Source organism: Vibrio sp. SCSIO 43132, assembly GCF_019904195.1.
In the GTDB taxonomy this organism is placed as follows: Bacteria; Pseudomonadota; Gammaproteobacteria; order Enterobacterales; family Vibrionaceae; genus Vibrio; species Vibrio nigripulchritudo.
Genome location: NZ_CP063199.1, coordinates 1,001,941 through 1,014,211 on the forward strand (window position 1 = coordinate 1,001,941; position 12,271 = coordinate 1,014,211).

The following is a 12,271-nucleotide window of genomic DNA, read 5'->3' on the forward strand; positions in this document are numbered from 1 at the left end:
ACTCATATTAAAGCTGAGCCCTCTTTATATCAAAGCAGGTCAGTAGGGCAAAGTCAGATGCTCAAAAAGAATTAAAAAGCGCGAGCTGGTGGATGAAAGTTCATTCAGCTACGTAACCGAGGTCAGAATTGAGAGGCGTCTGAAACCACGTGCGACAAAAAAAGACGCAAACGGTTGCTATTTGTGGTTACGTCACAAATTTTTTCCTCTATAATACGCCCGCAAAAGCGAGGTGAAATTGGTATGAGTTTTTGAGTTGATTTTAACTCATTGAATTTATTGCAATATCACCTTAACTAACTGCATAAGAGACCTAAGCACATGAGAATTTTGCGTGGCTCCCCAGCTCTTTCTGAGTTTCGTGTTAACAAATTACTTGAACTTTGTCGTGAGCAAAGCCTGCCAGTAACAGGTATTTACGCTGAGTTTATGCACTTTGCTGACCTGACAGCGGATCTAGATGCGTCTGAACTCGACAAGCTAGAAAAACTGCTGACTTACGGTCCAACGATCGAAGAGCACGAGCCAGAAGGTCTTCTACTTCTTGTGACTCCACGTCCGGGTACTATTTCTCCTTGGTCTTCTAAATCCACGGATATCGCCATCAACTGTGGTCTTGAGAAAGTAAAACGTCTTGAGCGCGGCACGGCGTACTACATTGAAACGTCGGCTCAACTGTCTGATGAGCAAACTCAAGCAGTCAAAGCCCTGATTCACGATCGCATGATGGAATCTGTGTTCACTGATCTTGAAGCAGCATCTGCATTGTTCACAGTTGCAGAGCCTGCGCCAGTGGCTCACGTTGATATCTTAGCGGGCGGTCGAGCGGCGCTTGAAGAAGCAAACGTTTCTCTTGGTCTTGCCCTTGCAGAAGACGAAATCGACTACTTAGTGGAAAACTTCACTAAGCTGGGTCGTAACCCTAATGACATCGAGCTGATGATGTTTGCACAGGCGAACTCAGAGCACTGTCGCCACAAAATCTTTAATGCAGACTGGACTATCGACGGCGAACAGCAAGAGAAGTCTCTGTTTAAGATGATCAAGAACACCTTCGAGACTACGCCAGATCACGTACTGTCTGCTTACAAAGACAATGCAGCGGTAATGACAGGTTCGAAAGTCGGTCGTTTCTTCCCAAATCCTGAAACTCGTCAGTACAACTACCATCACGAAGATGCTCACATCCTGATGAAGGTAGAAACACACAACCACCCAACAGCTATTTCTCCTTGGCCGGGCGCTTCTACAGGTTCAGGTGGTGAAATCCGTGACGAAGGCGCTACTGGTATTGGTGGCAAACCAAAAGCGGGTCTTGTTGGATTCACAACTTCTAACCTGCGTATTCCTGGTTACGAACAACCTTGGGAAACTGATTTCGGTAAGCCGGGTCGTATCGTTAACGCTCTGGACATCATGCTAGAAGGTCCACTCGGTGGCGCAGCGTTCAACAACGAATTTGGTCGTCCTAACCTGTTGGGCTACTTCCGTACTTACGAAGAAAAAGTGACTTCTCACGCGGGTGAAGAAGTACGTGGTTACCACAAGCCGATCATGATTGCTGGTGGTATGGGTAACATTCGCGATGAGCACGTTCAGAAGAAAGAAATCCCAGTAGGTGCGAAACTTATCGTACTGGGTGGTCCTGCGATGAACATCGGTCTTGGTGGCGGCGCAGCTTCTTCTATGGCTTCAGGTCAATCAGCTGAAGACTTAGATTTCGCTTCTGTACAGCGTGAAAACCCAGAGATGGAACGTCGTTGTCAGGAAGTGATTGACCGTTGTTGGCAGTTGGGTGAAGACAACCCAATCGCGTTTATCCACGATGTGGGCGCTGGCGGTATCTCAAACGCACTGCCAGAGTTATGTGACGATGGTGAGCGTGGTGGCAAGTTCCAGCTACGCGATGTTCCTAATGATGAGCTGAGCATGAGCCCGCTTGAAATCTGGTGTAACGAATCACAAGAGCGCTATGTAATGGCGGTCGCACCAGAAAACATGGAAACTTTCGATGCTATCTGTAAGCGTGAACGTGCCCCTTATGCGGTAGTGGGTGAAGCAACTGAAGAACGCCATCTAACGCTGGAAGATTCACACTTCGACAACACGCCTATTGATATGCCAATGGACATCTTGTTAGGTAAAACACCTAAGATGCACCGTGAAGCCACTACGCTTAAAGTAGATAGCCCAGCTATCGCACGTGATGGTATTGAACTGAACGAAGCGGCAGATCGTGTTCTTCGTCTTCCTACCGTGGCAGAAAAAACATTCCTTATCACCATTGGTGACCGTACTGTAACGGGCTTGGTTGCTCGCGACCAAATGGTTGGTCCTTGGCAGGTTCCAGTGGCGAACTGCGCAGTAACGGCGGCAAGCTACGATTCTTACCACGGTGAAGCAATGTCGATGGGTGAGCGTACTCCAGTTGCACTGCTTGACTTCGGGGCGTCTGCTCGCTTAGCGGTAGGTGAGTCTCTGACGAACATTGCAGCGACTGACATTGGCGACATCAAACACATTAAACTGTCCGCAAACTGGATGTCTCCTGCGGGTCACCCAGGCGAAGATGCTGGTCTTTATGAAGCAGTAAAAGCAGTGGGTGAAGAGCTATGTCCGGCACTAGGTCTGACTATCCCTGTGGGTAAAGATTCTATGTCGATGAAGACTAAGTGGAATGAAAACGGTGAGGACAAAGAAGTCACTTCGCCACTTTCACTGGTTATCACGGCATTTGGTCGCGTGGAAGACGTACGTAAGACAGTCACTCCTCAGCTATTAACAGACAAAGGAGAATCATCTTTGGTTCTGGTCGACCTGGGTAACGGTAAGAACCGTTTAGGTGCAACAGCACTGGCACAGGTATACAAACAGTTGGGTGACAAGCCTGCTGATGTAGACAACGCTGAGCAACTAAAAGGCTTCTTCGACGCAATGCAAACCCTTGTTCGTGAAGACAAGCTGGTGGCATACCACGATAAAGGCGACGGTGGCTTGTTTGTCACTCTGGCAGAAATGGCGTTCGCAGGTCACTGTGGTGTTCGCGCTAACATTGCAGGACTGGGCGAAGATGCATTAGCAGCACTATTTAATGAAGAACTGGGTGCTGTGGTTCAGGTTAAGAACGACGATCTGGATGCAGTGCTTTCTACTCTGGCTGCGAATGGCTTGGAGACATGTTCTCACGTGATCGGTAGCGTTGAAGATTCTGACGACATTGTTATCACTTCTGGTGATGCAGTTGTACTTGAGCGTTCACGCACAGAACTACGTACTATCTGGGCAGAGACAACGCACAAGATGCAAGGTCTCCGTGATAACCCTGCTTGTGCAGACCAAGAATTCGAAGCGAAGAAAGACAACTCAGACCCAGGTCTGAACGTCAAACTGAGCTACGACGTCAATGAAGACATCGCTGCACCATACATTGCGAAAGGCGCTAAGCCTAAGATGGCAATCCTGCGTGAGCAGGGTGTTAACTCTCACGTTGAAATGGCTGCGGCGTTTGATCGCGCTGGTTTTGAAGCGACTGATATTCACATGAGCGACATCCTGACTGGTAAAGCAGTACTGGATGAGTACAACGGTCTTGTGGCGTGTGGTGGCTTCTCTTACGGTGACGTGTTAGGTGCAGGTGAAGGTTGGGCGAAATCCATTCTGTTCAACGGTCAGGCACGCGAACAGTTTGAAGGCTTCTTCAAGCGTGAAGACACCTTCTCTCTTGGTGTGTGTAATGGCTGTCAGATGCTTTCAAACCTGAAAGAACTGATTCCTGGTGCTGACTTGTGGCCACGTTTCGTACGTAACGAATCTGAGCGTTTCGAAGCTCGCTTCAGCCTTGTTGAGGTTCAGAAGTCTGATTCAGTCTTCTTCAATGGTATGGAAGGTTCTCGTATGCCAATCGCAGTGTCACACGGTGAAGGTCGTGTTGAAGTTCGCGATGCAGAGCACCTAGCCGCAATTGAAGCGTCTGGTACAGTGGCGGTGCGTTACATTGATAACCACGGTAACCCAACGCAGCAGTACCCGAACAACCCGAACGGTTCTCCAAACGCAATCACGGGTCTGACGACACAAGATGGTCGTGTAACCATAATGATGCCTCACCCAGAGCGTGTGTTCCGTACAGTAGCCAACTCTTGGTCACCAGAAGGTTGGGGCGAGAACGGCGCTTGGATGCGTATGTTCCAAAATGCTCGCAAAAATGTCGGTTAATTGAGTTTTCGCTAGCAACTGAATCTCAGTTTACCGTAACCGCCAGAGTGAAAGCTCTGGCGGTTTTTTATACGGCTGCATGAGCGCAAAAATTACGAGCAAAGTTTCTAGCTTTGGGTATAATACCGCGCTTGCCAAGGGATGGCTGAATCCCTTTACCGAAATCCCTTAGGAATACAGAAATGTCGAAAAACAGAAAGTTTGCTATCCGAGTCTCCGAAAAGCGTAAAGGCTGGACAGCAGAAATTACCCGCCAAGTGACTTCTCGCCGTACCATGGTATCGAAGCGTGAAAGTGGTTTTGAGTCTGAAGCACAGGCACAAGACTGGGCGGAAAAGACGCTGGCTGAATTTGTAGAGAATCAAGCAAAGCGTAACGATCGCAAAGCAGAGAAACGCAGCGAGCGTGAAGCAGCGGCATTGGCTGCCGCTGAAAAGAAAAAAGCATTCGAAGAAGCGAGAAAAATCGCTGACGCAGAAGACGACGAGTAAAACGTCTTTCCTGAGATACAAAAAAAGCTGGCAAATTGATTTGCCAGCTTTTCTTTTTTTCAGGAGATTACTTTTTCTCAGGAATCGCTTCTAGCAGTGCGACCATCTGTTCCCAGTAAAGTGCAACCGTATCGATTTTCACTTTTTCATCAGGAGAGTGTGGGAATTTGATTGTTGGACCGAAAGAAACCATGTCCATTTCAGGGTAAGGTTCTTTAAACAGACCACACTCAAGACCTGCGTGGATAACCATGATGTTTGGCTTGTGACCGTAAATACCTTCATACATGTCACGGAAAATTGCCATGATCTCTGAATCTGCATCAGGTTTCCAGCCAGGGTACGCGCCAGAGAAATCAATTTGAGCACCAGCAAGCTCGGCAATAGAGCGAAGCGTACTTTCGACTTGCTGACGACCAGAGTCGATCAGAGAGCGGATAAGACAAAGTACAGTTACTTTATCAGCTTCAGTCGTGATTACACCTACGTTCAAAGACGTTTCCACTACACCTTCGATATCGTCACTCATGCGAATCACACCATTTGGCGCAGCGTTCAAAGCAGCGATGAAGCGAGATTGATCTGCTTGAGAGAATACACCGCTAGTGGCGTCAGAATCTTCATTGAAAGAAACAATGTCAGTTTCGATACGACCTAGCTCAGCACTAAGAAGCTCAGTGTAGGTTGAAAGTAGTTCGGCAAGTTTGTCTTGGTTGGCAGCCGGTACTGCGACCGTTACCCAAGCTTCACGCGGGATTGCGTTTCGTAGGCTACCACCACGGAAATCGATTAGACGTAGATCCAGTTCTTGTGCATGACCTGCCAGGAAGCGAGCGAATAGTTTGTTCGCATTGCCGCGACCAGTGTGGATATCACAACCAGAGTGACCACCTTTTAGACCTTTCAGTGTGATCAGGCGAGTTACGTAACCTTCCGGAAGCGCTTCGCGAGTGATGTCGAATGCGATTGAGCCATCGATACCACCGGCACAACCCATGTAAACTTCGCCTTCTTGCTCGGAATCAGTGTTAAGAAGGATATCACCCTCCAACCAGCCTTTTTCCAGACCAAAAGCACCCGTCATACCAGCTTCTTCATCAATGGTTAGAAGCACTTCTAAAGGACCGTGCTTAATATCATCTGATGCCAGAACCGCGAGACAAGAAGCCATACCGATACCGTTGTCAGAACCTAAGGTAGTGCCTTTCGCTGTCACCCACTCGCCGTCGATATATGGTTGGATAGGGTCTTTTGTGAAGTCGTGGTCAGTGTCTTCGTTTTTCTGAGGCACCATATCAATGTGTGCTTGAAGAACCACGCCTTTTTTATTTTCCATACCAGGAGTTGCTGGCTTTTTGATGAAGACGTTTCCTGTCGGGTCGCGCTTTACATCAAAACCTTGTTCAGTCGCCCAATTAACGATGTATTGCGCGAGCTCTTCTTCATGTTTGGAAGGGTGAGGGATTGAACAAATCTTGTCGAAAAACTGCCAAAGTTTAGCGGGTTGCAACTGGCTGATTTCAGAATGGAACTCAGACACGGAAAACTCCTTTATTTTTTGAATACTGACAGGATGAAATTGTAAGTGGAGAGCAGGAAGCTAACCAAAAATCGCAACCATAGAACTGATTGCCACATTTCATCCTAATCAGCTCTGTGACGATGGGCTTAGAATACCATTTCCCTATCGGATTTACGTACCAATTCTCAATCTAATCTTTAGCAAGTGCGTAACAAATAGTTGGCAGTACCCAATTTGGTGATGGATATATCAAAATTTCTCGTAAGTTGTTATGAAATAAGTTTTATTAATAAATTGTCATTATTTGATATTTTTGTAATTTAATTACATTGATAATTTGATTTATCGCAACTTTGGAAGTTTTTTGTGATCTAGATCGATTTAGATCTTGTAATTATTTTTCGTGATGGTATATTGGCAACCAACTTCAGAGATGAAGAGAAAATGCTCAAAGGATGAGTCCGTTTATCGCCTCCAAGGAACTGAGAATCAACTTTTGTTTAATTGATTTAAAGGTGATAGCTATGAAAGGTTTACCGTCTGCGATGTTCTGGAATGTACCATCTATTTACACAGGTAACTTCGCATACCCAACCAGCTTTGGTTACTAGTCATAATCAAAGTGTGATTGAACTAATTGTTCACCCCTATAATTGGAATTCATATATAACCCAGTTTTTTTGCTGTCGGGATATCAAGATTCTACCGCCACTCAAGTTGAGTGGCGTTTTTTTATGCCTAAGAAATTCCCATTCCGTGACTTTTACCTCACATAAGCCTGCAATTTCATAACAGGCTCATTTTTAAACACTACCATCACCAAATTTCTACGAAATGTGTACTTAGTCTAACAATGTGTTCATATTTCAACCTACAATGATGAGCTCTATGCGAAGATGGCATAGTCAAAAAGTTAAGGGATTAAGTGATTGATATAAATGGTAAAGATGCGAAGTGCATTCTTTATGAGTTATAGAGAAAGGGTAGAGCTTTAATTCTAGCTAGAATTTGATATTTGATATCTTTATAATTCGCGCCAATCGATTACGCAAACGTTTATTTTATACATTTTTAGGGACTCGATTATGCTCGAAAGGCTATTCAAATTGAGTGAGCACAATACCAGCGTGCGCACGGAAATCATTGCCGGGTTGACTACCTTCCTCACCATGGCTTACATCATTTTTGTTAACCCAGCAATTCTTGCTGATGCGGGTATGGATCGCGGTGCGGTATTTGTCGCGACCTGTCTTGCCGCAGCGGTGGGTTGTTTCATTATGGGTTTTGTTGCCAACTATCCGATTGCTCAGGCTCCAGGAATGGGCTTGAATGCCTTTTTCACCTATTCCGTTGTTTTAGGAATGGGTCATACGTGGCAAGTCGCACTGGCAGCTGTATTTGTCTCCGGTATTTTATTCATTCTTCTTAGTGTGTTTAAGATTCGTGAGTGGATCATTAACTCCATTCCAATGTCTTTAAGAACGGGTATTTCTGCTGGTATCGGTTTGTTCCTGGCGTTTATCGGTCTTAAAAATGCGGGTATTGTTGTTGATAACCCAGCAACGTTTGTCTCTTTAGGTGCGATTACTTCTCTTCCTGCTGTTCTGGCTTCTTTGGGCTTTTTCCTGACGATAGCTCTTGTACATAAAGGAGTGAAAGGCTCTGTTATGATCGCGATTCTGGCGATCACCGGTCTGGGTCTGGCATTTGGTGATGTGCAGTGGGGCGGCGTAGTTTCAATGCCACCAAGCATTGCGCCTACATTCATGCAACTGGATTTCTCTGCCGTATTTGAAATTGGCATGATTTCTGTGGTGTTTGCATTCTTGTTTGTCGATTTGTTCGATACAGCAGGTACTCTGGTTGGTGTTGCACAAAAAGCTGATCTGATTCAGAAAGATGGCAAAATTCCTCGCCTGAACCGTGCCCTTCTTGCGGATTCGACCGCCACCTCTGTGGGTGCCGTTCTGGGTACCTCGAACACGACTTCTTACATCGAAAGTGTATCTGGTGTTGCTGCGGGTGGTCGCACAGGTTTAACGGCGGTTGTAGTTGGCATTTTGTTCTTACTTGCTTTATTCTTCTCGCCATTAGCTGGCATGATCCCCGCTTATGCGACAGCAGGTGCGCTATTTTATGTTGCAATCCTAATGCTCTCTGGCTTGGTTAGTATCGACTGGCGCGATCTGACTGAAGCGGCTCCTGTTGTTGTGACGTGTCTTCTTATGCCTTTAACCTTCTCAATTGCAGATGGTATCGCGTTAGGCTTTATCGCTTATGCGGCAATCAAAGGTTTAAGTGGCAAAGCAAAAGATGTGTCCATAAGTGTTTGGGTGATGGCAGCCATCTTCACAATTAAATTCGTTCTTAGCGCAGCTTAAGATTTCGTCTAAACAGGTTTATAACAATTATGAGTAACAAATTTATCATCTCCTGGGACAACATGCAGATGTACTGTCGTCAGCTTGCCGAGCGTCAAATGCCTGCTGAACAATGGAAAGGCATTATTGGTGTGAGTCGCGGTGGTCTGGTTCCAGCAGCTATTTTGGCGCGTGAACTGGGTATTCGCTACGTAGATACCGTGTGCATCTCTAGCTATGATCACGACCATCAGCGTGACATGACAGTTCTGAAAGCACCAGAAGGAGACGGTGAAGGTTTCCTGATTGTTGATGACCTGGCAGACAGTGGCGATACTGCGCGTAAAATCCGCGATATGTATCCAAAAGCAAAGTTAATTACTGTGTGTGCGAAGCCAGCAGGCATAGACCTTGTTGACGATTACATTGTTGATATTCCTCAGGACACGTGGATTGAGCAGCCATGGGATATGGCGCTTACCTTTGTTGATCCAATCAACAAGTAATCGCTAATCCGAAGCTGAATGCTTCGTCAGACACTCAAATTTTCAAAATGACCCTGCTATAGGGTCATTTTTTTTATTACTATTAGGGACAAAGTTTCCCAATTCCACTGAAAAAGATCCTTGCCTTATGTCCATATCTGAAGAGCAAACCAGCAAAAACCTTTCAGAAGAACTGTTCCAGAACCACCGTCAAGCTAAAGAAACGTCAGCCCTTGTTCGCTATATGCCCAGTAATGAATCCTATCTGGATAAAAAGCGTGAAGAGCAGGGAGAGTCATGGTATCGAACGCTAAGAAAAATGCAGTGGATTTGGCAGGGAATCGAACCATTGGAGCTGGAAAGCGTTTTATCTCGTATCGCCTCTTCTGATCATTCACGAACTCACGATGAGTGGTTGGATACCGTGATGGGGTACCACTCGGGAAACTGGACGTATGAATGGATTCATCAAGGAATGATCAATCAGAAAAAAGGCGATGAGCTGAAGGGCGAGGAGGCTAGCAATGCTTACTTCAATGCTAGCTTGTGTTTCAGCATTGCCGGGTATCCGCATATCAAAGGGGATAGCTTATCTATACAGGCTCAGGTTCTGGTTCACAAAGCGTATGACAAGGCAATGGAACACAGCCAATACGTGACTAAGAAAGTCGAAGTGCCTTTTGGTAAGCGGAAAATTAAAGCCAATTTGCATCTACCTCATACTGACAGGCAGCTGCCAGTTGTGATTGTCAGTGCTGGGCTGGACAGCTTGCAGTCGGATATGTGGCGACTGTTCAGAGATTACCTTGCGCCAAATGATATCGCTATGCTGACTCTGGATATGCCCTCAATAGGGCACAGCAGTCATTGGGATCTGACTGAAGATTCGAGTTGTCTTCATAAAGCCGTATTGGATGAGTTACCTAACCTGCCTTGGGTTGATCACTTCAGAGTAGGGTTGGTCGGGTTCCGGTTTGGTGGCAATGCAGCGGTAAGGTTGAGCTTCTTGGAACAGGACAGAATCAAAGCTTGCGTTGCTCTTGGGGCGCCAATTCATGATGTTCTCTCATCCACGGATAAACTGCTTCAAATGCCGAAGATGTATTTGGACATGCTGGCTTCTCGTCTGGGTAAGGATGTTGTTGATATCCACAGCCTGGCGGGACAAATGAGAGCTTGGTCGTTAAAAGCTCAAGGTTTCTTGAGTAGCCGACGTACTCAGGTGCCTATTCTGGCAATAGGGCTGGAAGGAGACCCAGTTTCTCCCTATTCCGATAACAAACTAGTGTCATTTTTTAGTCAAGGCGGTAAGGCAAAGAAAGTGTCTTCTAAATCAATTTCGCAAGGATATGAGGAAGCTCTCTCATTGGCGATGCAATGGCTAAAAGATGAACTAAAATAATGACTTTTGATCTATTTTAGTCAATGATTAAGTATATCTGTCCAATTTATCCTGCGCATGAATTGGCAGATATCCATGCTCTGGCAGGTAGCAATTGAGCATGGAAAAAAACTTATAAATCTAAAAACTGAAATGGAGATTCAATATGGCTGAAAATACTGCGAATCCCACACACTTTCGTTTGCTATCGGCTCTAAAAGCGATAGGTCCGTACTTGCGAGAGAAGGAATCTCAGGAAGGTCATTACTTGTTTGATTGCTTGTCTGTTTGCGTTAATGACAAAAAGTCACCGGAGGAGAGAGAATTTTGGGGGTGGTGGTTAGATTTCGACAAGCAGGAAGAAGGCTTCGTCGCTAACTACAGTTTAGGGCTCTACAATCTTGAAGGTAATTGGGAAGCGAAAGCTATTCCCAAAAAAGCACAGGATGAAGTCACCAGAACCTTGGAAGACTTTGATAAAAAACTGAAAAAAGCGTTATCTGAGCGATTTGAAATTGATTATGAATTGCATAAAGAATCAGTAGAAGTCACTTAAATCACGCATTTGAATTGCTTCATGCATAAAAAGGCGCATTTTTGCGCCTTTTCTTCTTGTTAAAACCTCACTTCATTGTTACAACATCTGTTCTTCGTTTGTTTTAACCAATTTGACAATGACAATGAATCAAAAAATCGGGAAAGCCTCCCAAACTCAAACTATCGTGGTGAAATTAGGAACCAGTGTGCTGACAGGTGGCACTTTGGAGATCAATCGACCCCACATGGTTGAGCTAGTCAGACAATGTGCAGAGTTGAAAAAGCAAGGTCACTCTGTGGTTCTGGTTTCTTCTGGTGCTATTGCAGCAGGCAGAGAGCACTTAGGCTACCCGACATTGCCCAACAACATGTCGAGTAAGCAATTACTGGCAGCGGTTGGGCAAAGCCGATTGATCCAAACTTGGGAATCGCTGTTTGATTTATTTGGTCTTAAAATCGGTCAAATGCTGTTAACTCGCGCCGATCTGGAAGACAGAGAAAGGTTTCTCAATGCACGTGATACCATTCAGGCTTTGGTCGAGAATGACATCATCCCAATTGTGAATGAGAACGATGCAGTTGCGACCTCTGAAATCAAAGTCGGGGACAACGACAACCTGTCTGCGTTGGTTGGCATTCTGTGCAGCGCCGATAAGCTTCTGCTTCTGACCGATCAGCCAGGTCTGTTTACTGCCGATCCACGAAAAGACCCGAACGCAGAACTCATTAAAGAAGTGAAAACGATTGATGACACGCTACGCAAGATTGCGGGTGGCAGTGGCACCACGTTGGGGACAGGGGGCATGGCAACTAAGCTTCAGGCTGCTGACATTGCAAGGCGAGCAGGGATCGAAGTGATCATTGCCGCTGGCAGTGGACAAAATGTTATTTTTGATGCTCTGAGCCCATCGCCACAAGGTACTCGATTCTTACCGCTGGAAGAATCTTTAGAAAACCGTAAGCGTTGGATTCTGGCGGGTCCTGCTGCCAGTGGTGACATTATTATTGATGAAGGTGCCGTCAACGCTGTAATCACCCGTGGAAGCAGTTTGCTCGCCAAAGGTGTGGTTAATGTCAGTGGTTCATTTGCACGTGGTGAAGTGGCGAGAGTCACGACATCGGGCGGGCAGCTCGTCGCGAAAGGAATCGCGAGTTATTCAAGTGGCGATCTCGCCAAGATTATTGGAAAACACAGCAAAGATATCAGTGCGATATTAGGTTATGAGTACGGTGCAGAAGTCATTCACCGCGATGATCTTGTTGTGATTCAAGAATAAGTT

At 45.9% G+C, this 12,271-nt stretch carries 8 protein-coding genes; 7 read left to right on the plus strand and 1 reads right to left on the minus strand.

Annotated elements, in window-relative coordinates; genetic code table 11:
- The first annotated feature begins 321 nt into the window (after nucleotides 1–321).
- Nucleotides 322–4,215, plus strand: a complete 3,894-nt coding sequence (purL, locus tag INR79_RS04530) for a phosphoribosylformylglycinamidine synthase (RefSeq protein ID WP_223096178.1) — start codon at nucleotides 322–324, stop codon at nucleotides 4,213–4,215.
- A 182-nt stretch (nucleotides 4,216–4,397) separates the two neighbouring features.
- The gene (locus tag INR79_RS04535) at nucleotides 4,398–4,706 is read left to right on the plus strand and encodes a DUF3622 domain-containing protein (protein ID WP_022549917.1); all 309 of its coding nucleotides are present in this window, start codon (nucleotides 4,398–4,400) and stop codon (nucleotides 4,704–4,706) included.
- A gap of 67 nt (nucleotides 4,707–4,773) precedes the next feature.
- Here the strand turns inward: INR79_RS04535 and INR79_RS04540 are convergent, their stop codons facing one another.
- On the minus strand, nucleotides 4,774–6,246 hold the full coding sequence (locus INR79_RS04540; protein ID WP_223096179.1) for an aminoacyl-histidine dipeptidase: 1,473 nt from the start codon (nucleotides 6,244–6,246) through the stop codon (nucleotides 4,774–4,776).
- 1,067 nt (nucleotides 6,247–7,313) lie between these two features.
- On the opposite strand from INR79_RS04540, the gene INR79_RS04545 reads away from it, so the two are divergent.
- From INR79_RS04545 to proB, 5 genes are all read left to right on the plus strand, one after another.
- On the plus strand, nucleotides 7,314–8,609 hold the full coding sequence (locus INR79_RS04545; protein ID WP_004408459.1) for an NCS2 family permease: 1,296 nt from the start codon (nucleotides 7,314–7,316) through the stop codon (nucleotides 8,607–8,609).
- A 29-nt stretch (nucleotides 8,610–8,638) separates the two neighbouring features.
- A complete protein-coding gene (gene gpt / locus INR79_RS04550) occupies nucleotides 8,639–9,094 on the plus strand; it encodes a xanthine phosphoribosyltransferase (protein WP_004408457.1) in 456 nt (151 codons plus the stop codon).
- A gap of 127 nt (nucleotides 9,095–9,221) precedes the next feature.
- Nucleotides 9,222–10,475: an esterase FrsA gene (gene frsA, locus INR79_RS04555; RefSeq protein ID WP_223096180.1), complete on the plus strand. Its 1,254-nt coding sequence runs from the start codon at nucleotides 9,222–9,224 to the stop codon at nucleotides 10,473–10,475.
- Between the two features lie 145 nt (nucleotides 10,476–10,620).
- On the plus strand, nucleotides 10,621–11,010 hold the full coding sequence (gene crl, locus INR79_RS04560) for a sigma factor-binding protein Crl (RefSeq protein ID WP_004408452.1): 390 nt from the start codon (nucleotides 10,621–10,623) through the stop codon (nucleotides 11,008–11,010).
- Nucleotides 11,011–11,128: 118 nt separating this feature from the next.
- Nucleotides 11,129–12,268, plus strand: coding sequence for a glutamate 5-kinase (proB, locus tag INR79_RS04565; protein WP_022591644.1), 1,140 nt, complete (start codon nucleotides 11,129–11,131; stop codon nucleotides 12,266–12,268).
- Nucleotides 12,269–12,271 lie beyond the last annotated feature (3 nt).